The organism is Staphylococcus sp. HMSC069D12 (genome assembly GCF_001810405.1).
GTDB classification, from domain to species: domain Bacteria; phylum Bacillota; class Bacilli; order Staphylococcales; family Staphylococcaceae; genus Staphylococcus; species Staphylococcus haemolyticus.
In genome coordinates this window covers 98,952-121,587 of sequence record NZ_KV801114.1, presented here as the reverse complement: position 1 = coordinate 121,587, position 22,636 = coordinate 98,952, and the positions used below count along the sequence as shown (strand labels likewise).

The 22,636-nt window shown below is 32.2% G+C and carries 18 protein-coding genes and 1 pseudogene; 11 read left to right on the top strand and 8 right to left on the bottom strand.

The features are described 5' to 3' along the window. Positions 1-27: 27 nt before the first annotated feature. Entirely contained in the window at positions 28-1,479 is a 1,452-nt protein-coding gene (locus tag HMPREF2737_RS09050; RefSeq protein WP_037550109.1) for an MDR family MFS transporter, read from the bottom strand. A 167-nt stretch (positions 1,480-1,646) separates the two neighbouring features. Between HMPREF2737_RS09050 and HMPREF2737_RS11495 the strand changes: the two genes are divergently transcribed. Then, positions 1,647-1,760 (top strand): putative metal homeostasis protein, encoded by a 114-nt coding sequence (locus HMPREF2737_RS11495; protein WP_107609856.1) that lies wholly within the window; start codon positions 1,647-1,649, stop codon positions 1,758-1,760. A 210-nt stretch (positions 1,761-1,970) separates the two neighbouring features. Here the strand turns inward: HMPREF2737_RS11495 and HMPREF2737_RS09045 are convergent, their stop codons facing one another. Then, complete coding sequence (locus HMPREF2737_RS09045; RefSeq protein ID WP_037550112.1) at positions 1,971-2,657, bottom strand: 2,3-diphosphoglycerate-dependent phosphoglycerate mutase; 687 nt, start codon at positions 2,655-2,657, stop codon at positions 1,971-1,973. A 430-nt stretch (positions 2,658-3,087) separates the two neighbouring features. Here HMPREF2737_RS09045 and HMPREF2737_RS09040 point away from each other — a divergent pair, with 430 nt between their 5' ends. Next, positions 3,088-3,666 (top strand): aggregation-promoting factor C-terminal-like domain-containing protein, encoded by a 579-nt coding sequence (locus HMPREF2737_RS09040; protein WP_037550114.1) that lies wholly within the window; start codon positions 3,088-3,090, stop codon positions 3,664-3,666. A gap of 622 nt (positions 3,667-4,288) precedes the next feature. On the opposite strand, the gene HMPREF2737_RS09035 is transcribed toward HMPREF2737_RS09040, so the two are convergent. The 3 genes from HMPREF2737_RS09035 to HMPREF2737_RS09025 form a co-directional block, all read right to left on the bottom strand. Next, positions 4,289-5,155, bottom strand: a complete 867-nt coding sequence (locus HMPREF2737_RS09035; RefSeq protein WP_037550117.1) for a cation diffusion facilitator family transporter — start codon at positions 5,153-5,155, stop codon at positions 4,289-4,291. Between the two features lie 216 nt (positions 5,156-5,371). Then, on the bottom strand, positions 5,372-5,752 hold the full coding sequence (locus HMPREF2737_RS09030; protein WP_011274958.1) for a GtrA family protein: 381 nt from the start codon (positions 5,750-5,752) through the stop codon (positions 5,372-5,374). A gap of 31 nt (positions 5,753-5,783) precedes the next feature. Further along, on the bottom strand, positions 5,784-7,256 hold the full coding sequence (locus HMPREF2737_RS09025) for a hypothetical protein (protein WP_037550120.1): 1,473 nt from the start codon (positions 7,254-7,256) through the stop codon (positions 5,784-5,786). A gap of 146 nt (positions 7,257-7,402) precedes the next feature. Between HMPREF2737_RS09025 and HMPREF2737_RS09020 the strand changes: the two genes are divergently transcribed. The 5 genes and pseudogenes from HMPREF2737_RS09020 (at position 7,403) to HMPREF2737_RS09000 (ending at position 12,456) form a co-directional block, all read left to right on the top strand. Further along, positions 7,403-8,548, top strand: a complete 1,146-nt coding sequence (locus HMPREF2737_RS09020; RefSeq protein ID WP_037550123.1) for a glycerate kinase — start codon at positions 7,403-7,405, stop codon at positions 8,546-8,548. 17 nt (positions 8,549-8,565) lie between these two features. Then, positions 8,566-9,366: a hypothetical protein gene (locus tag HMPREF2737_RS09015; protein WP_037550126.1), complete on the top strand. Its 801-nt coding sequence runs from the start codon at positions 8,566-8,568 to the stop codon at positions 9,364-9,366. A 160-nt stretch (positions 9,367-9,526) separates the two neighbouring features. Continuing rightward, positions 9,527-10,726 (top strand): putative multidrug effflux MFS transporter TcaB, encoded by a 1,200-nt coding sequence (locus tag HMPREF2737_RS09010; protein ID WP_037550127.1) that lies wholly within the window; start codon positions 9,527-9,529, stop codon positions 10,724-10,726. A gap of 273 nt (positions 10,727-10,999) precedes the next feature. Next, positions 11,000-11,668, top strand: a complete 669-nt coding sequence (gene scdA, locus HMPREF2737_RS09005; RefSeq protein ID WP_037550130.1) for an iron-sulfur cluster repair di-iron protein ScdA — start codon at positions 11,000-11,002, stop codon at positions 11,666-11,668. 17 nt (positions 11,669-11,685) lie between these two features. Then, a pseudogene (locus HMPREF2737_RS09000) lies at positions 11,686-12,456 on the top strand (class I SAM-dependent methyltransferase). Positions 12,457-12,539: 83 nt separating this feature from the next. Here HMPREF2737_RS09000 and HMPREF2737_RS08995 read toward each other — a convergent pair. Further along, a complete protein-coding gene (locus tag HMPREF2737_RS08995; protein ID WP_037550133.1) occupies positions 12,540-13,034 on the bottom strand; it encodes a GyrI-like domain-containing protein in 495 nt (164 codons plus the stop codon). Positions 13,035-13,174: 140 nt separating this feature from the next. On the opposite strand from HMPREF2737_RS08995, the gene HMPREF2737_RS08990 reads away from it, so the two are divergent. After that, positions 13,175-13,798, top strand: coding sequence for a C39 family peptidase (locus tag HMPREF2737_RS08990; protein WP_037550136.1), 624 nt, complete (start codon positions 13,175-13,177; stop codon positions 13,796-13,798). A gap of 58 nt (positions 13,799-13,856) precedes the next feature. On the opposite strand, the gene HMPREF2737_RS08985 is transcribed toward HMPREF2737_RS08990, so the two are convergent. Further along, on the bottom strand, positions 13,857-14,675 hold the full coding sequence (locus HMPREF2737_RS08985; protein WP_037550139.1) for a metallophosphoesterase: 819 nt from the start codon (positions 14,673-14,675) through the stop codon (positions 13,857-13,859). A gap of 310 nt (positions 14,676-14,985) precedes the next feature. Between HMPREF2737_RS08985 and HMPREF2737_RS08980 the strand changes: the two genes are divergently transcribed. Further along, positions 14,986-16,386, top strand: coding sequence for an amino acid permease (locus HMPREF2737_RS08980; RefSeq protein ID WP_037550142.1), 1,401 nt, complete (start codon positions 14,986-14,988; stop codon positions 16,384-16,386). A 339-nt stretch (positions 16,387-16,725) separates the two neighbouring features. Next, positions 16,726-18,933, top strand: coding sequence for a cation:proton antiporter domain-containing protein (locus HMPREF2737_RS08975; protein ID WP_037550145.1), 2,208 nt, complete (start codon positions 16,726-16,728; stop codon positions 18,931-18,933). 59 nt (positions 18,934-18,992) lie between these two features. Here HMPREF2737_RS08975 and HMPREF2737_RS08970 read toward each other — a convergent pair whose 3' ends face one another. After that, the gene (locus HMPREF2737_RS08970) at positions 18,993-20,819 is read right to left on the bottom strand and encodes an APC family permease (RefSeq protein ID WP_037550148.1); all 1,827 of its coding nucleotides are present in this window, start codon (positions 20,817-20,819) and stop codon (positions 18,993-18,995) included. 277 nt (positions 20,820-21,096) lie between these two features. Here HMPREF2737_RS08970 and HMPREF2737_RS08965 point away from each other — a divergent pair, with 277 nt between their 5' ends. Then, positions 21,097-22,590 carry a serine hydrolase FLP gene (locus HMPREF2737_RS08965; protein ID WP_037550151.1) on the top strand — a complete coding sequence of 498 codons (1,494 nt, stop codon included), beginning with the start codon at positions 21,097-21,099 and terminating at the stop codon, positions 22,588-22,590. Positions 22,591-22,636: the final 46 nt, after the last annotated feature.

The following is a 22,636-nucleotide window of genomic DNA, read 5'->3' as shown; positions in this document are numbered from 1 at the left end:
CTCTTATTTTAACTATATAAAGTTCATTTAATTATTTTGTAATTTAGCTTCTGCCTTAACCTTTTTCTTACTTTTAATTAAAAATGTAAGCAATAAACTGATGACTGTAATAATAACGGCAAATAAAAATCCTGAATGATAACCGTGAAGCATGGCATCAATTTGTATTTGTCCTGCCATTTCTTTTTTATCCATACCTTGATAATCACTCATCGTCGGTTGGAAATTCTTACTTGCTGTACTTAATATTGTTATTAAACCTGCTGTTCCAATTGAACCAGCAATTTGCTGAATGGTATTTGTCATGGATGAGCCATGAGCATTAAGTTCTGGTGTTAGCTGATTCATTGTATGCGTCATTATTGGCATCAAGCCCATTGCAATTCCAATCATGCGAATAGCATAAACAGTTGCCAACATTATCGTAGATGTATGTTCATCCATGACTACAAAGTAAGAAGTAGTTATAAGAACAATAGATATACCAATTATTGCTAACACTTTAGCACCAAATGTTTCGTATAACCAACCTGAAATAACAGACATGATAGCCATAACAATTGCTCCAGGTAGTAAGATGAGTCCTGAATCGATAGGCGTTCTTCCTAAAAGATTTTGTACAAACATAGGCAATACTGTTTCAGAACCTATCATCGAAATCATTGTTGCAGCCATAATCGCTAAACCAACTGCAAACTCTTTATTCTTAATCACTTTGAAACTTAGTAATGGCGTTTCAAGTCTCTCTTGACGCCAAATAAATATTCCGACTAATAGTATACCGCCTATTATCGTTATTAATACTAGTGGATCATCCCATCCATCACTTGAAATAGAACTAACACCGTATAATAATCCACCAAATCCTAATATAGATAATATTATAGAAATGAGGTCAATAGGAGTTTTAACTGTTGTTCCAACGTTTTTAATAATTTTTAAAGCTATAAGAAATGTTATTGCTGAAATCGGTGCTACGACATGGAAAAGTGATCTCCAGTCAAAATATTCAACTAAATAACCCGATAATGTAGGACCAATTGCTGGTGCAAGACCTATGACCAATCCAAACATTCCCATATATTTACCACGTTCATGTGGTTTAAAGACATCTAGAATTGTTGTCATCATCAGTGGCATCATAATACCTGAGCCTAATGCTTGAATAATACGCGCGATTAAAAGGATTGTGAAGTTTGGACTAAAACCGCCTAACATCGTCCCGATAAAGAATATCAGAATTCCAGTTAGGAACACTTGTCTTGTTGAGTATCGCTGTATAATGAATGCAGATAATGGAATGACTACACCATTAGTTAGTAAGAATGCAGTTGTTAGCCATTGTACTTGTGAATATTCAATGTTAAAATCTTTCATTATTCTCGGCAACGCTGTAGTGAGTAGCGTTTCATTTAACAACCCGAAAAAGCCACCTAACAACATCGTAAATATCATTGCTAATTTTTGTTTATGTGACATATTATTCCCCTCCTATCTACCTAAGCTTTCAATAGATACATTTGACTATTATACATATATAATTTTAAATTTCATATAAATTGTTTGTATTATTTTATAAATCGTAATAATTACTATTTACTTTTAGCTTACTTTCCTTTATCCTTTTTAAAAAGGAGGAATCAAATATGAAACAAGATTTACAAACAGCACGTCGAAATTTGAATAGTCCTAATATCAAAACTCGCAAACGTGCATTAAAAATAATTAAACAATACAAACGTAATCGTAAATCAGCTTAATGTTATCTATTTCTTCCATAAATAACTCCTACAAAGAAAAAAGGCTGTGACTAAATAAAATGTCTCAGCCTTCTTTTACCATATTGGCAGTAGTTGGTTGATTTGAAAATGCGCTTAAATCAAGTTTTTTCAAACCTACTCATCCTCGTCGGGATGGGACCACGAATTTATTTTAATTTCTGCCCCGCTCCCACCACTTTAATTTAATAATTATAAATAATAATGATCAATTACATTTAAATTGTCATCTAATTCGTAAATAAGTGGTGCACCAGTTTTAATTTCATAACCAATGATATCTTCATCAGATACATTATCTAAATATTTAATTAATGCACGTATTGAATTACCGTGTGCAGCTACTAGAACTGTTTCTCCATCTAATAGATGTTGAGAAATCTTATCTGTCCATATAGGTACCACACGTTCTAACGTTGTTTTTAAACTTTCAGAATAAGGCATCATACGATGATCTAAATGTCTATAACGACGATCTTTTAAATATGATTCGCGTTGTTCTTCAGTTTGTGCTGGTGGCTTAACGTCATATGAACGTCGCCATTGATGCACTTGTTCTTCACCAAATTCTTTTCGCGCTTCATCTTTATTAAGACCTTGTAATTTACCATAATGACGCTCATTTAAACGCCAACTTTTATGCACTGGAATCCACTCTTGATCTGATTCAGCTAATAAAAATTGAGTTGTCTCTAATGCTCTCGTTAACAATGAAGTAAACGCCACATCAATTTCAATGCCATTTTCTTTTAATTTATGTCCTGAAGTAATTGCTTCATTTCGTCCTTGCTCAGATAGTTGAACATCTTCCCATCCTGTAAATAAATTTTTAGCATTCCATTCACTTTGACCGTGACGACATAATATTAATTTTGGCATATCAAAACACCTTCCTATACGTTAGTTTTAATTGAATGATTTTGTGTAAAATGACTTAAAACCAATCACTAACTCTAAATTTACTTCCCTATGCTTTGCAACAAGTAACCTACTCTTTTTCTATTACATTTATTATAAAACTATTTCGTTAACTTTCATAATATCTTAAATTCACGCCATTTTTGGCATAAATGACGTTAGTTTGTCATGTTCGTTACCTTCAGTTCATTTTTGATACTATCTTTTGATATTGTAGTAACCTATGTCATTAAATGAGGTGTTATAGTGATTCTACCGTAATCAACAGCAAGACATATTGGGATGCATAATCTAAAAGGATATTAAAAGATAAGTAATTATGACTTCACTTAATTTAATAACAATTTTAGATTACTTACAAAAAACCAATTTCTAAAGGAGATTATTTATTATGAAGAAATCAATTTTTGCATTAATGACAATGGTATCTTTAGGTGCCGCAGGATTAGAATCCGGTCAAGCACATGCGAGTGAAATGACACATGGTCAACAAAATCAATCTTGTCAATATAATCAACATACACAATTACAACACAATCAACCATCTCATCAGAGTCAACATTCTAATGTAGCATCAGCTGCAACTACACAAGCTAATACAACTAATGTTACTACTAATACATCATCAAGTAACTCCGAATCTACGGCCGATAATAGCTCATCTAGTAACACTTCAAATGATGACAATTCATCTAATGAAAGCTCATCAAGTGAAGGTACATCTTCAGTATACAAACAATTTATCACAGCTAGTGGAACAGAAGAGTTATGGGAGAAAATTGTCTTACCTGAATCAGGTGGAGACCCTAATGCGTCTAATGGACAATATCACGGTTTAGGACAGACAAATCAATCTTGGGGCTATGGCTCTGTCGAAACGCAAACAAAAGGCATGATTTCATATGCTAAAGAACGTTATGGTTCAATTGAAGCTGCAATTAGTTTCCGTGAATCTAACGGTTGGTGGTAAAATTTAACAGAGCTTAAGTTCTGAGGCAGAACGCTTAGAATTTATGTTTAAATAACTCGAAAAGCGTCCGGGACATAAATTTTCTGGATAAGTATAACAGACAATTTCTATTGAAATAATATAGGAATTGTCTTTTTTATTTTAATGTAGAATTCCATATGAATTCAAAATATTTTGGTGCGACTCTTGGCGTTTTAATTATTGAACACAAGTGCTGTTGCACTTGTATAAGGCGTTCTAAGATAGAATACAAAACATAGTTGCGAAGACCCCTAGGGTAGCAGTGCCAGTCGAAGACTACAGGCTGAGACGGCATCCCAGGAACGCGAAGCAGCTTATGTGAGTAATCATCTATCTAAGAACGCCTTTAGAGGACTACAGGCACGAGCCTTTCCTGCAAGAAAGTGTCGCAACTATAATGAGTAAAAATTCATCTAAGAATTTCTTTACAACCCAGTCCCCTAGGCAATTGAGCCAATAATACGAAGTATTATAAATAAAGAAGCTAGTAAATGAAGTTTTTAAGAGTCATTTACTGGCTTCTTTATTCGTAATCACTATTTTCAGAAAAAAAATCATTAAGATTAACAATGCTTTTGTTCAGAATCTATTCATCTTACTTTTACAAAGTATCCGGTTCTGGATGTACATATACTGATGATATACCTTTACTATGCAAGTGATTCTCCACTCGATCACAAATATCATGTGCTTGTTGAAGAGACAAATGTGCATCAACAACAATCGTAACATCTAAAAATATACTACTTCCATGGTAGCGTCCCTTAAGATTGTTCACATCTTTGACATCATCCACTTCCAATACAACATTACGATATTCTTCAAGATCCTGTTCATTGAATCCATCGCTAAGTGCAAAAATTGACTCTCTAAAAATACCAAATCCGGTATAAATAATTAAAAATCCTAGAATCGTTGCTAAAATAACATCGACAATAGGTAAACCAAATTGAGTAAATACTAGACCAATTGCCGTACCCATACTAACTAATCCATCTGATAAGTTATCTTTTGCAGCGGACTTTAACGAACTACTCATCGTTTTCTGAGCTAATCTATGATTTATTGCAAACACACCTATCATAATTAACCCACTTATTAAACTTACAAATATTGTGACTACATTTGGTGTATTGTGCTCATTTGTAAATATTCTAGGTGCATTTTCAATCACAACTTGAATACCCACGAACATGATAATAAATGAAACCAACAACGTTGAAATATTTTCAGATTTCAAATGACCATAAGGATGATTTTTATCTGCTGGTTTTATTGAAATTTTCAACCCAACAATAACAGCTATAGATACAATAATATCTGTCATATTATTCAAAGCATCTGCTCTAACAGCTGCTGAATCAAAAACAAATCCAGTAATATATTTAGAAACAGATAAAATAATGTATACTACTAAACTTAAATAAGCCCCTCTTTGTGCTAATTTAAGATTTTCACTTTGAGACATCTTGTTAACCACCTTAAATGCTTTAATATCAATAGTATGTACTATCAAAATATGAATGACAACGTTTTTTGATTTCTATAAAATTCGTATAATTAATCTAATTAAATTTTTAGCAAAACCTAAATTTCACTTTAGCTAAAGCTATAAAATTGTCACTCTTTAAAGTCATTTGAAGTTTCGTATTATAAAAATAAATCACCTAAAGTTGCACGTCATTTAATCCTTTAAAATCCACTTTGAAACAATAAATGTAATTGGAATAGTAATAATTAAACCTGCAAATGGTGCGATTTCAGATGGAAATTGAAACCACTTAACAAAGACATATAATAATAATGTTTGCATACCCATATTTATAACTTGAGTTAATGGAAAGCTTAAAAATTTCTTAAGCGTTGGTCTTACTTTATAAACGAAATAACAATTTAAATAGTAAGAAATAACAAAACTTACTAAGAAACCAGCAATATGACTAATCATATAATTCACGTGAAATAATTTTAATAATAATAAATACACAATATAATAATTAAGGGTATTAATCCCCCCCACAATTATAAATTTAATAATCTCAAAGTGGGTTTGATTCAATTTCATCGTCTTTCTCCTTTGTCGTCATTTTTCTTTTTTAATTTTCAAACGGCAGTATTTTAAACGAATATTTTTCTGAAATATGATGAAATTCTTTGAAGTTAGTTAAATCTGCTTCATCTGCTGGTGTAATTTCAAATAGATAAGTTTCATAAGGTAAATGTGATAATGTTATGTGACGCTTATTGCTATCAATTTGCGATTTTACATCTTCTAGTCGTTGTTCACTACGAATATGTACATCAGTGAAAATAATTATATTTATAATCGCAAAGATAAGTATACAACTTTTTAAAAGATTATAATGGTTCAACGTCAAAATGCCTAATTCTGAAATTAAATTAATGAGTACAATTATACAAAGTAAATATGCTAAATAAAATTGTCGAACTGAAACTTCAGTAATTAAAATAACTGGTAACACGCTAATTGGAATAGAAACAAGTGACATAAAAACCAACAATCGATTATATGGTAATTGAATGACTAACTTACATGAAATTGCAATGCTAACCATCATTATAAGACACAATAGAGTATTAATGACTTCAAACGTAAATGTCTCTGACAATTGTTTCAAATTAAAAGGTTCATATATAAAGATTTTATATATAGGCAATATACAAATACCTATTTGTAAAATGATTCGCTTTATTGTAGGTAAAGTTAAGAACGCGCTACTTTTTAATAGCAATATTATTAGAATAATCACTATTAAGGATAAAATAATAATATTATTAAAAAAGAGATATCTTGGAATATCTTTTAGAAGTGATATTTCGAACTTATGGTTTAACCCAAGCATGTCTAAGTGTCCTCTTAATGCCTCAACACTTGAGAAGATATAAATATATTTATCATTTAATAGCATCACCATCGCCCCACATAATGAAAGCAACCAACCAAGTACCAGACTATAGTAAAACTTATGATTGCGTATGGCATAATAAATCATTCCTACAAGTAATATACTGGCATTATAAAAAGCTAAAGGCTCAGCAAACCACTGTCCCAATGTACATATTAGCCAAAATATAAAAACTTCAATACGACTAAATTCATCTTTATTAAGTAATACTTTTATTATAAAACTTAAGATATATAAAGAAAAACATGTGCCAAAAACATATGTATAAAAAAATTCAAAATTACCATAGCTTTGTGCAAACAAGGAATTGGGTATAATAAATAATAAAACAGTGCTTAATATTAAATAATTTGTGTCACCAAACTGATTCAATAATCTTAATAAAAGTACCACGATAAAGATTGATATAAACGCAAATGATAATGTACGAAGTAATATAGAATGGACACATGCAAATTCTAATAAATTGCTAATGTATCTTCCATTAAAATTATTAAAAACATTTCTGACCACTTGCATACCGTGGCCACTACCCCAAAACCAATCTGTACTATGTAAAGGGATAATGTAGCCTAAATAGCCATAATATAGGATCAATCCAATCATCCAGATGTAAAATTCATGATGTTTAAGTCTATGCATGTCGAACTCTTTTATGTCATAAAGTTAATTAAATTAGCACTCGTTTTGGCTCAACTAATTATATTATATTCTTTTTTTATTAATTATACATTCAAATATTATTTTATACTAATTTTAAATATATAAACTATTGGAGGTCTACTAAGATGAATCTTAGAAAAATAGTCATTGCCACTGATTCATTTAAGGAGAGCATGTCAGCTAAAGAAGCTGGTTTAGCAATACAAGATGGTTTCAAGAAAATATTTCATGAAGATATTCACTATGACATTATCCCAATGGCAGATGGTGGTGAAGGTACAACAGATGCTCTAAAGGAAGCGCTTAATGCTAAGACGTACACCATTCCAGTTCATGACCCATTGCATAGAAACATTGAAGCTTCATATGCACTTTCCCAAGATAATCAAGTAGCTATCATTGAAATGGCTGCATCATCAGGACTAGATTTATTGACAGATGAAGAACGTAATCCACTTATTACATCTACTTACGGTGTTGGAGAAATAATATTAGATGCGCTTGATCATCATGTTACTAAGATCATTTTAGGCATTGGAGGAAGTGCTACCAATGATGGCGGTAGTGGCATGTTATGTGCATTAGGCGCTCAATTTCTTGATTCTAAAAATCAACCTTTAAAACTCGGTGGCGGCTACTTATCTGAGCTAGCAAAAATTGACATTTCAAACTTAGATCAAAGACTTAAGCACGTCACATTTGAAGTTGCTTGTGATGTGACAAACCCGTTATTAGGTGCTAATGGCGCAACTGAAATCTATGGTCCTCAAAAAGGTGCTGACGCTAAGATGATACCAAAGTTGGATTCCGCACTTACAATCTATCATGATATGATAGAACGAGAACTAAATCTAAGTGTCAAAGATATCCCAGGTGCCGGTGCTGCTGGTGGATTAGGTGCCGGTATCCTCGCATTCTTCAATGCGTCACTTTCTAACGGTATTGATATTGTATTAAAAGAAACTGACTTTTCGAGAAGAGTGCAGGATGCAGATCTTGTCATAACTGGTGAAGGAAAGATGGATGCTCAAACGGTCTTTGGTAAAACACCTATCGGAGTAGCTAAAGCAGCAAAAGAACATCACGTTCCTGTTATAGCTATTTGTGGTAGTCTTGACGAAGGATACCAAGATGTTTATAAGCATGGCATTGACAGTGCATTTAGTTTAATTGAGCAATCAGAATCATTGCCTTCATTATTAAATAACGCTAAACGAAACATGACACATACTGCTGAAAATATTGCAAGACTATTCAAACTAACTATTTAAAATATGAGGTGACTATCTTGAAACGAACAGACAAATATAAAGATTCTTACAAATATGATGAACAATATCGCAAACGTAACCGACAAAGCGCGGATGGACGTGCGCGTCATGAGCGACGTGAAAGTCAAGAAGCATACAATCGTAGCAATTCACGTTATCGAGATGATGATCCGAGATATCGTAATGATGACCATCGATATCAAGATGATTATGATTATCGTGAGGATTATCGCCGACGTAATGATGAATATGATGAAGATGGTAATAGATACTATAACGATCGTGACTTTAGACGCGAGCAACAGTTAGAAGAAGAGAACGAAAAAAATAAGAAATCTAAAAAATGGCTAATTGCTATTATTGCAATATTGTTGATTATCGTAGCGGTATTTGCTACAAGAGCAATACTTAATAACAATAGTAGTGATAACCAACAAACGAATAATGCTTCTAATGACAACAATGTATCTAAGGATTATAAAAATGAAGTACAAAATCAAAGTGATAATATCAAACAACAAGTAGAAGATGCTAAAAATGACATTAAAGATAAAGTAGACACTGACTCAAGAATTAAACAAATTCAAGAGGATGTTAATAACTTAAAAAATAGTGAACAAACTGGTGAAGATTCTAAATTAACTAAATTTTATCAAGAGCAAGTCAATAAATTAAAAGAAGCTAATAATGCTCAACAAAATAACGAAAGCCAAAGTAAAGTTAATGACTTACTCAACGATGTAAATACAAAATTTGATGAAATTAAAGAGAAATTAAATAGTATTCTTGGAAATTCAAGTGATACAAATTCACAATAATTGGCTTGATTGAGAAAGCTTATATTCAAAACTTTTTGAAAGTTAATCAACCTATATTAGGCGACACAATGAATCCTGTGTCGCTTTTTTTATTTTGTAAATTACAAATATACAAAAAACCTTTATAATGTAGTTTGCAAACTTTTTAAGGAGAAACATTATGCAACCTTCAACTCATACAAAATTACCCCTATTGCTTCTAATAGTATTAGGTGTAATGACTGCATTTGGACCTATAATTATTGATATGTATTTACCCGCATTACCTGAAGCACAACATCAATTTAGGTCGTCAACATCTGAAATACAACTTACATTATCATTTGCAATGATAGGTTTAGCACTTGGCCAATTCCTATTTGGCCCATTATCTGATGCATATGGTCGTAAAAGAATGGGTCTTATCATATTATGTATATTTTTCTTCGCCACACTTAGTGGCGTATTCGCTACTAACCTAATTTTATTTTTATGTATTCGTTTTATCCAAGGGTTTACAGCCGGTGGTATTATCGTTATAGCCAAAGCTTTCGCTGGAGATAGATACGAGGGCGATTTATTAGCAAAATTTCTAGCATCACTAATGGTCGTGAATGGTATTGTTACTATCATCATGCCATTACTCGGTGGACTATCATTAACACTTGGATCATGGAGAATTGTATTCATTATCCTAACATTTATAAGTCTATTAGTACTATTAGGCGTCGCTACAATGATGCCAAAGACACATAAATCGGAACACAAATCACTTAACTTTAAAGACATTTTATTAGATTTCGGTAGTCTAATGAAAAAACCACGATTCATTATTCCAATGTTGCTACAGGGGTTAACGTATGTAATGTTATTTAGTTTTTCATCCGCTTCTCCATTTATTACGCAAAAAATTTATAATATGACACCTCAACAATTCAGTATCATGGTCGCTGTTAATGGTGTCGGTTTAATTATCGTGAGTCAGATCGTCGCACTTCTTGTAGCTTATATTAATCGTTTCAAACTTATGATTTATTTAACCTTAATACAAGTTGTAGGTGTCATTTTAATTGTGGTTACAGTTGCAGTTCATGGTCCCTTATGGATTTTACTTATCGCATTTTTCTTAAATGTATGTCCTGTTACGTCTATTGGGCCACTTGGTTTTTCAATGGCAATGGAAGAACGTACTGGTGGTAGTGGCAATGCGTCTAGTTTATTAGGACTATTCCAATTTATACTTGGTGGTATTATCTCTCCTATTGTAGGACTCAAAGGACAATATGACGCAACCCCATACATTTTCGTTATTATGATAACTGCAGTCATTTTAATAACACTACAAGTGATTTATTTTAGAAATCATCGTAACCCAGCATAATAAATTTTTTATTCAATATAACTAGAAGATTAAGACAAAGGATTAAAATGCTACATAAAATCATGCAGTAGTCGACTAAACTGAGAAGATGCTCATATCGAGCTTTTCTCAGTTTTTTGCATTTCCTTTTAAAATGAGTCCATTAATTTAAAATCAAAGTTACTCGTTCACAATATTTTAATAACTTTCCAACAAATAGGTGACAGCTATATTTTTTCTAATTGATAATCATTATTAACGATTATAATGAAAGTAAATAAAGGAGGAGTTTTAATGATTACAAATGAATCTATCGTTGCAGAAATTGTTACTGATATCCCACTAAGTGCTGATATTTTCAGAAAATATGGCATCGACTTTTGTTGCGGTGGCAATATGTCTATAAATGAGGCAGTTAAAAATAAAAAAGTTGATGCAGAAACTTTAATAGATGAAATTAATGAACTTCCAAACCATAATCAAGGAAACATTAATGTGAAATATCTTGATGCAGCGTCATTAATTCAATATATACAATCTCGCTATCACGAAACAATGCGTGAAGAATTTAAGAATCTATCCCCTTATGTTACAAAAATTGCTAAAGTTCATGGACCGAACCATCCATTTCTAATTCAGTTACAAGATTTATATCGTCAATATCGAGATGGTATGCTTGAGCATATGGCTCAAGAAGATGAACATGATTTCCCAGCGTTAATTAAACTTTCTCGTGGTGAACAAGTAGATCATTCATCTGATATCATTCAAAGCTTAGTTGACGACCACACTCAAACAGGACAATTACTTGAAGATATGCGTGAATTAACTAGCCAATATCAACCTCCTAGTGAAGCTTGCCAAACTTGGAGATTAGTATATCATCGTCTAGAGAATTTAGAACGTGAAACTCATGAACATGTACATTTAGAAAATCACGTACTCTTTAACAAATTCAGTTAGAACAGGAAGTGTTGACTATGGTAACTAAAATAGCCGGCCATACATTTTTAGCACAATTAGGAAAGAAACGTTTACGTCCAGGGGGTGTGTTAGCAACAAATTGGCTTATAAATAAAGGACACTTCTCCAGTGATAAACGTGTTTTAGAAGTAGCTTGTAATATGTGTACAACTTCTATTGAATTAGCTCAAAAATATAATTGCCACATTGAGGGCGTAGACTAAAATAAAACCGCTTTAGAAAAAGGTAAACAAAGTGTTTCGAAACACAACTTAGATAAGCTTATTCATTTAACGCAAGCCAATGCTATGAAATTACCTTTTGAAGATCAGAGTTTTGATATTATTTTAAATGAAGCGATGCTAACAATGTTGTCTTATCAGATTAAGGAAAAAGTGCTAAATGAATATTACCGAGTATTAAAGCCGAATGGCATTATACTTACACATGATATTGCAATTATTAATAGACAAGAGGCGCCAACGGTCATTGATGAATTAAGTAACGCCATCAATATGAAAGTTACACCTTTATCGCCTGAAGATTGTATATTCTATCAAGAAGCTGTTTTTTCAAATATTGAGTCTAAAGCAGGTCCACTATCTTTAATGACTCCAATAGGTATGATTCGAGATGAAGGCCTCCTTGGTACGTTAAAAATTATTAAAAACGCTCTAAAACCAACTAATCGCAAAATGTTTATCAAAATATTTAAAACAATGCGTAAACATAAAAAGAATATGAATTATATCGTTCATGCAATTAGAAAATATATTGTGAAAGTATAACAAGAACTGAGAAACGCTTAAAACAGCGCCTCCTCAGTTCTTTTAATTACAGTATTTTATAGTTTTGTAATACCTATTTTACCTCAATCTTTTGTCTGAACTTCTATAGGAATCCAAATTTCTGTAATATAATCATTACTTTGGGTATTTCCTGGTAAATAATGTTCAAACATAGGTGCTCTAATCGTCTTAAATTTAGCTTGAGGTAATAACTCTTGATAGATTTTAGGCATTATCGATTTAATCGCTTCTGGAACTTTTCCTTTCGCATCTATAACAACATACTTATGAGCTGACAATTCGAGTGTATTAAAGTGCGAATCATTATTATTCGAATTATCACAAGGTACACCAATGAAATAGTCGAAATGATTATCTTCTTTCTGTAAAATGACGCCTAACATTCCTGATAATGTTTGATTACTAAGTTCTATTAAATCATCTACAACCCCATCATTATTTACTTTTTGCCAAAATGACGGTATATCTTTTTGCATCTCATCGTCACTCTCATACTTTCTTAAGACACCGATGAGTTGAACATGATTTAACTGTTCCAATTTATATTGTATTGCCATTCAAATGTCCTTTTTTTCATTTATTCTATATCAATAAAGTCAAAATCCATATTAATATACGAGATGACCACTAAGGTATATAATAAATTTACTTAAATTAAGTGATGTAAATCATAAAAGCGTCTTTGAGGAGAATAAGGATGAAAAGAACGATATTATCAATCAAACCAATTAGCCAATTATTTCCAATTCCAATGGTCATGGGCTGCGAAGGTGTTTCAGCAGCAATGTTACTTCAATATAACAGTCATAATATTAAAGCAACTGAAATTATGAAACATTGGCCCAAACATCCTAATAATCCCTATAAAGGTTATGTGGGTCATCACTTACTTGTCAAATTGGGTCATCATCAAACCATCTTTCCAGATGCTTATGTTCCATATTTACAAACAATTGATTCACGTATTGTTGATGGCACAGGTACTGACCTAACATCGTTAGAGACCGTAATCGATTCAGGTCAACCGGTCATCATGTACCACACGAGTTTAGGACGTAAACCATTTCGAAAACACTTTACATTTGATAATCATGAGAAAGAACTCGTTTCTAACATTCATGTTACGCTATTAATTGGATATGATGATAAATATTACTATTATATAGATCCCTTATGGAGTCATTTATTTAAATTTTTCATCTTTCCTGCTATAGTTCCTAATCGCTTTCAAATTATTAAAATTGCAAAGTCGAAATTAGAACGTAGCTTTAACGCTCCTGGTCGTACATGTATTTATCTTAAAGTAAACGCCAATGATTAATAGTTACTGTTAAGTGAGGTTGAGATAATTTAAGACACTTCCCGATCTCACATATATTTTATTCAAAACTAATATCAAATGTTATTAAAGCGTTATTGATTTCTTGATTAATATCACTTGTTCTCCATTGTCGTTGATACCCTAAGCAAGGACAAATATATGTGATGCCATTTTCACTAATTATCTTGCGAAAATGCACATGCCCCATAATGCTATAACGAATGGAATAGGTTGAATAAAATTCATCAAAGTCCTTAGTACCAATATAAGCATTAAAGAAATCAAAAATGCGATGCGGCATAGGTACTATAAATTGAGGATGCGTAACAATGTGTGTCATTAAAATAACATGTTTACCTTTCACTTGTTCTAAGTCTTCTTGTATTTGTTTAGCCGCCTCTTTAGATAACACTCTATCATCAATATCCCAATCAATTTTCACTTTATCTTGCCATGTGGCACCATAATATTTCCCTCTTTTAATTCGATCCAAATCAAATTTGCTATCCGCATAGCTATAATCATACCAAGCTGTATGTCCAACAATTGCCCAATTATTATTAATAATATAAGGTTTTCCGATTAAACAATCTGGCTTGCTAGCATAAAATTCATAAATTTGCTTTGAACTGAGTGATGCTTCTGAAGTCCAATAGTCATGATTACCAGGCACGAATAAGATTGGTATACGACATTTTTCTTTTAAGTCTTGAATAAATTGATAACCTTGCTGAAAATGATTAGACATATCTCCTGCAATTAATAATAAATCAACACTTCTTTGTTCCACAATATGGGTGAGTGCATCAAGATATGCTTGTGGCTCTAGTTTAGGATGTCGATCAATATGTAAATCTGAAATTGTACCTATCTTCATTAATGTCTTCCCTCTTACTTGTTTTGAATTGAAATCATTATGTCATAGTTATTATTAATAATAAATAAATCTGTTTATTAAATTTTCAGAAATTTGTTTATATTTTATACAATAAAGAGTATAATAAAATTACCTTTTAGTAAAGTTACATAATTTGTGAACAATTAGTATCAAAATCGCTTTTTATCTAAAATTTAACAGCTATTGAACAAACGCTATACTTTGTTAAAAGAAAAATTTTTTACACAAAAAGAAAGCGTTTACAACTAAAATTAAAAAATCGCATCATTGCTTTCTAAGGAGGAAGTATATGGCTAGACAGTTGGAAAGAGAACTAAACAACAGGCATATTCAATTAATTGCGATTGGGGGCGCAATTGGTACAGGATTATTCCTAGGTTCAGGACAAACAATTGCATTAACAGGACCTTCCCTTTTACTAACATACATGATTATTGGTATGGTCATGTTTGCATTCATGCGAGCACTTGGAGAATTGTTATTAAGTAATACACGATTTAATTCATTTGTAGATATTGCGAACGAATACATAGGTCCCTTTGCCGGATTTGTCATTGGGTGGACATATTGGCTCGCTTGGATTGCTTCAAGTATGTCAGATTTAACAGCAATGGGACAATATTTTAGTTTTTGGTTCCCACAAGTTCCACATTGGATTACCGTCTTGTTCATAGTATTAATGTTAATCTCTTTTAACATGTTAGGTGCAAGATTATTCGGTGAATTGGAATTTTGGTTCTCAATTATCAAGATTGTTACTATTATTGCGATGATCATCGTTGGACTTGTCATGATATTCTTCTCATTTAAAACATCTTATGGTCATGCATCGTTTAGTAACTTGACTAATCACGGCGGTATCTTCCCTAATGGACCATTTGGATTCTTAATGGCATTCCAAATTGCCGTTTATTCATTTATTGGTATTGAACTTATCGGGGTAACTGCTGGTGAGACGAAAGACCCTAGAAATGTAATTCCTAAAGCGATTAATAACGTGCCTATACGTATCTTATTATTTTACGTCGGTGGTTTATTAGTCATCATGTCGGTTATTCCTTGGAATAAAATAGACTCAAATAGTAGTCCATTCGTAACGATGTTTAGTTTAATCGGCTTACCATTCGCTGCTGGACTAGTAAACTTTGTAGTATTAACTGCCGCAGCATCAGCAACAAACAGTGGTATTTATTCTAATAGTCGTATTTTATTCGGACTTGCTAAACAAGGTTTAGGACCTAAAGTTTTAAGCAAAACAAATGGTAGCAGTGTTCCCTACTTATCTATGTTAGTGTCATCTGGTACCTTATTAGTAGCAGCATTGCTTAATTTTATTTTCCCAGATGCCATTAAATTATTTATTTATGTTACAACACTATCAACTGTTCTATTTTTAGTAGTATGGGCAATGATTATCATTTCTTATATTGTTTTCGTTAAAAAGAATACAGAAGAACACCATAAGAATAAATTTAAACTCTTTGGTGGACTTAAGACAGCATATGTCGTACTCGCATTTTTCGCGTTTGTGTTTGTACTACTATTCTTTAGCGAAGATACAAGAGCGGCCATTTTCATTTCACCAATTTGGTTTATCTTCTTGTTCATCTTTTATAGAAAATACAAGTCTAATGCAGAAGACTTAGCAGAACGAACTCGTAGTCAAGGTCGTAATTCAATTAATTATTAATCATCACATTAATTAATTGATAAACGAAATTTTTCAATTTATATAAGCAAATTAAACTGAGAAGATGCTTAAATCAAGCTTTTCTCAGTTTTATATTTTTATGATTTTAACTCTGTTCTCACTATAATACAACTTTATTCAACTACTCCTACTTTTAAACATTTCAAGCAACTCTATATTGATAACCACTTTAATTCATATATCCGTTTATAGACACTTAAATATCGTAAATAGATAAAATAATAATCATAAAATATTTTGGTAAATAGGTTGCCATTTTTGGTAGCTTATCATGTCACATGGTAAACTATTAGTATTCATTTTATAAAGGAGTTATTCATGGAACTATTAGAGGCATTTTTATTATTTATATTCGCAGTTATTATTAGTTCTATTATTTATAATAGGTTCCCTAAAATTCCTACTGCTTTTATTCAAATCGCATTGGGTGTCTGCTTATTTGTGCTACCTATTCCAATGCACTTTGAATTTGAATCGGAAGTCTTTATGATGGCTGTTATCGCCCCTCTGCTATTTGTGGAAGGTACTCATATTTCTAGAACAAAGTTACTTGAGTATCGTAAACCCATTGTTCTTATGGCAATGGCCCTTGTATTTACTACCGTTATTGGTGTAGGTTTCTTTATTCACTGGATTTGGGCTGATTTACCAATGCCAGCCGCATTTGCAATTGCTGCAATTCTGTGCCCTACTGATGCAGTCGCAGTTTCCGCAATTACCAAAGGTAAGATATTACCTAAAGGGTCAATGTCAATTCTTGAAGGTGAATCGTTACTTAATGACGCTGCAGGTATCATTTCATTTAAAATTGCAGTTACTGCACTTGTAACTGGTAGTTTTTCAGCGTTTGATGCAATAGGCCAATTTATTATTTCAACTATTTTAGGTGTGTTAATTGGTATCATTGTTGGCGCACTAGTCGTAACTTTAAGAGTTTATTTAACTGCCAATAAAGGCATGAAAGATAGTAATACGTTAACATTCATTCAATTACTTACTCCTTTCGCCGTTTATTTTATTGGCGAAGAGCTTCACGCATCAGGAATTATAGCCGTAGTTGTCGCTGGTTTAATCCATGGTTTAGAACGCAACCGTTTAATTCGTGCCCAAACGGAATTGCAAATGAACTATAACCAAATATGGAATACGCTAAGTTATGCATTAAATGGCTTTGTATTTGTAGTGTTGGGATATATTGTTCCCGAAGTAGTTATGGAAATAATTCATGATGAACCACAAAACATTGTATTTTTAATCACAACTGCTCTATTAATTGCGCTAGCGATATATGTATTTAGATTTGTTTGGGTGTACTTATTATTTAAAGATTTTTACTATCCAAACAACGTTCAATCTTATTTAGATGATGAAGAAGATGCTGGACCACCGAAGCGTAATCACTATGCCTTTATTATGACGATGTGTGGGATACACGGTACCATTTCCTTATCAATGGCATTAACACTTCCATATATGATGGATGGTAACCAAGAGTTTATATATCGTAATGATCTATTATTCATCGCTTCATTTATGGTATTAACTAGCTTAATTCTCGCTCAAGTTGTTCTACCGTTTATCACACCATCTGAAAAGGTCTCAGAATTTAAAGGTATGTCCTATCAATCAGCTAAAATATTCATGGTTCAACAAGTACTTGATACTTTTAAAAAGAAAAACTCTGAAGAAAAAAGTATGGATTATCGACCAATATTAAATCAATATTTTAATGAGTTATCATTCTTAATCAATATGGAACCGGACAATAAAAATACGAAGGAATTACGTCGCCTTCAAGAAATAGCTGAAGAAGAAGAAACAAGAACACTAGAACGATTAATCGAAAAAAAAAGAATTACTAAGAAGGATTTAACAGACTATCGCAATATTATGGAATTCAGTCAATCTTATCGTGAAATGTCTATTCTAAGAAAAATAAGTCGTTTCTTTAAATTGATTGGCTTACGATTTAAAGCTCGTAAAGAATCACGAAAAGAGGCACATCGCACTCATAAAGAAAACCGTGCATTATTAAAAGAAGAACATCATGCTACATTTGAACAAAATAAAATGGATATTAAAGCTAAGCGTGAAGAATATAAAGCTGAACGTCAAAAAGTAAAAGACGATAAAAAGGCACAAAGAGAAGAATTTACAAATAGCTTTAACAAAGTGCAACAATTAACGCGTGTTGTTAATCACAATATTATTATGAAAATGCGTCAAGAACAAAATAGTTCAAATGTCTTAGAAGTGAGTTTAATTATTAACCAATATCACAATCTATCTCGTACGATTCGTCACAATAAGAATAGAAAGCAACAAAGAAATCAAAACAAAAAAGTATATGAACTTACTACACAGCAACAACAAGATGTAAAATTAGAAGCATTATACATCCAACGCACCATTTTAGATGAATTAATTTCACTAAATAAAGTAACTAATGAAGTTGCAACCCAATTACGAGAAAACATCAATTACAATGAAATCGTACTAGCACATGAAGTAAGCAACGCTCACTAAAATCAATTAAAGCCCATAGATAATGTAACCTTGCATTATCTATGGGCTTTTCTATAAGCTTATTTGTGTAATTTAAATGGTACAGTTGCTAAAATAACATTCTTTTGATAGAACAAGTGCATTTTTAATCTAATACTCGTTTGATTGTGTAAGAAGTTATGCCAAGATTTTTTTGTAATAAACTGAGGCACAACAACTGTAATGACATAATTTTTATCATTCGCTTTTTTATTGATCTTATCAATAAATCTTGAAATTGGTCTAATGACACTACGATATTCTGAATGTAAGATGACTAAACGCACATCTGGATAATGACGTTGCCATTTTTCAGCAAAGCATTTATCCGCTTCATCACCAAAGGAAACATGTACTGCTATAACATCATCAGCAATCATTTGAGCATAATACACTGATTTATCAATGGCTGATGTAATCGTACTTACAGGAACAATCGCTAAATTTTTATCAACGATTGGCATATCTTGCACCATCGCTGTCGATTTCAACTGTTTAGCAATATCTTTATAATGACCTTTGATACGTAGGAATACAATCACAATTAAAGGTAAAAATATCAATATTGGCCATACATGGCTAAATTTAGTGATCAAGAAGATCATAAATACGATAAATGTAATTGTTCCACCTATCGCGTTGGCAATCAATTTACGAGACCACCCTTTTTCTCTGCCTCTAATCCATTTTAGCACCATGCCATATTGAGCTAATGTGAACGGAATAAATACACCTACAGCATAGAGTGGAATTAAGTTCTCAGTTTTACCATCAAAAATAATAATAAGCAAGATAGACCCAACACCTAAAGTAATGATAGAGTTCGAATAACCTAAGCGATCTCCTCGAACACTAAACATACGAGGCATATATTTATCTTTTGCCATGCTAGCAGCAAGCATTGGAAATGCGGTAAAACCAGTATTCGCTGCTAAAACTAAAATCATTACTGTTGTTGCTTGAACAAAATAATAACCAGCATTGTGTCCTAGAATGTTCATTGCTAATTGAGACAATACAGTCGTTTCAGTCTCAGGCATTACGCCGTACCAATAGGCCAAACCTACAATGCCTACTAATAGAAATGCAAGGATGCCACCCATTGTAACTAATGTTTTAACGGCATTTTTCGGACCAGGATCTTTGAAATTAGTCACCGCATTAGATATAGCTTCGACACCTGTTAAAGATGAAGCACCAGATGAAAATGCTTTTAATAGTAAGAATAGCGTAACACCAGGCACAGCTGTTCCCACTGTTGCGTGCATATGTGGTTCAGCTTGGCCAGTTGCAACTTTCCATACTCCTACAACAATCATAATAATTAACCCGATAATGAATAAATAGACTGGATAAGACAATACTGTAGCAGATTCTGTCAATCCACGTAAATTCATTATTAAAATAAATAGTACTAGTAAACATGCAATCAATACTTTGTGATGATACAGTGACGGAAATGCAGCTACAAACGCATCTGCACCAGAAGCGATACTTACCGCTACAGTTAAAATATAATCAACAAGTAATGAACCACCAGCTACTAGTCCCCATTTTTCTCCTAAGTTAGTCTTAGAAACCATATAAGCACCGCCGCCCTTAGGATAGGCATAAATGACTTGGCGGTATGATAAGATTAAAGCTGCTAATAGTACTAATACTGCACATGCAATTGGTAACGTGTACCATGACGCCATAGCACCAATGACTGCAAGTGTAATCAAAATTTGCTCCGGACCATAGGCTACTGATGACAATGCATCAGAAGAAAGTATTGCTAAAGCCTTGAAATTACTGATTTTTTCATTTTTCAAATCGCGATTTCTTTTAGGTTTACCAATTAAAAGTCTTTTAAATTGAGTGAACATAATACTCTTTACCTCTTTATATTCAAATTCAATGGATAAAATATACTCCCATTTTGATAAAAAGTATAGATGCCCCCACTATTTTAACGTAATTTATTACTATTAAAGTTACATTTTACAGTTATATTTATTTGTAAAATTTCTATTATTAATAATTTAAATCAATAGATAGCTATACAAAAGAAACACAAGAGCAATTTATCAAAAAACTTGCTATACTATTGTCGTTAACGTATAAATTGTTCACTACTTAAATCTTATGATCAGAGGATTAAAAATGAAAAAGACATTTCTTTTCAGTGGAGTCGTATTAGTTATTATCTTATTTATTTGTTCAATCATGATTAAATGGCAACCCAACTATTCAATGATTAGCCCTACTTCTCAAAATTATTTGGACAGCATTGTCAAAAACGAAATGAATGATGGTCACATTCCAGGCGTCTCTGTATTAATTATTAAAGATAATAAAATGTTACTCAATAAAGGTTATGGGTATGCAAACATTAAAAATAAACAAAAAGTAACCTCTAATACACGCTTTGAAATTGCTTCTAATTCCAAAGCAATGACGGGATATGCCATTATGCAACTCGTCAATGAAAGGAAAATCAAATTAAATGACCCTATAAGTAAATACATACCTAACTTTCATATGAAATATAAAGGAAAAAAAGTAGAAATCACTATTAATCAATTAATATCTCAAACTAGTGGTATTCCAAGAGATATCACTGACAATGATAAAATCACAAAAAAGACGGATAGTCTAGATGGAATTGTTAACAGTATTAATGGTCATTCACTGAACCATCGACCAGGAGAACAGTTCGAATATGCTAATATGAATTACGATATTTTAGGTTTAATTGTTCAGAATATATCTCATTCTCCCTATTCATCTTATATGAGTGAACATATTTTCAAACCTTTAAATATGAAACATATTTCTACTAAAGAGAGTAATAAAAAGGGCGGAGATGATGCTCAGGGGTATGATATTCAACATAATAAAGCATACTCAGATAATCCAAAGTTTAATATCGGTGATAACCCGTCAGCCTATTTAATGGCTAGCACACGTGACTTAGAACCTTGGATAAAATTTCAACTTCATCCCCCAAAACATTTAAAATCTTTAGTTGAAGCTACACACAAACCAAAGGTTAAAACAAATGACGATGATGATTCTCAATATGCAACAGGCTGGTTTATCACTAAGGATAATCAAGAAACACTTATCTATCATCCAGGTACGCTTGAGAACTATTCTTCTTATATTATTTTGAATCCTAAGAAAGACTATGGCATTGTTGTTCTCGCAAATGCTTATTCTAGTCATACTCCAACGCTTGCCAAACATATAAATACGCAATTAAGTCAAGGACAGCATATTGATACGGTACAATACTACATCAATCAATACAAAACTATGATTATTGTAGTTACAATCGTGATTTGGATCATGGTTGCTATAACTTTGATTTACTTATATCGTCATATCACCAGTCATCAACCGATCCTATTAAGCGTTCAACATAGAAACACGAAATATCGAATACTCATACTTTCAATCGCCTTTATTTTAATTTTAGGTCTTCTACATGTATTGCCTTCATTGTTACTAAATGGCTCTGATTGGCAATTTATTATGTCTTGGCTACCGGCACCAGCTAAAGTCACTATACTAGGTTTCATCACTTTATTAACGAGTCTTTTTGGTTTGACTCTTTTAAAAATAATTACATTTACAAATAAATCAAAGTCATAAAATTGAGATTAACCGCTACGCTTATCATGCGAATATGTTAAGCTAA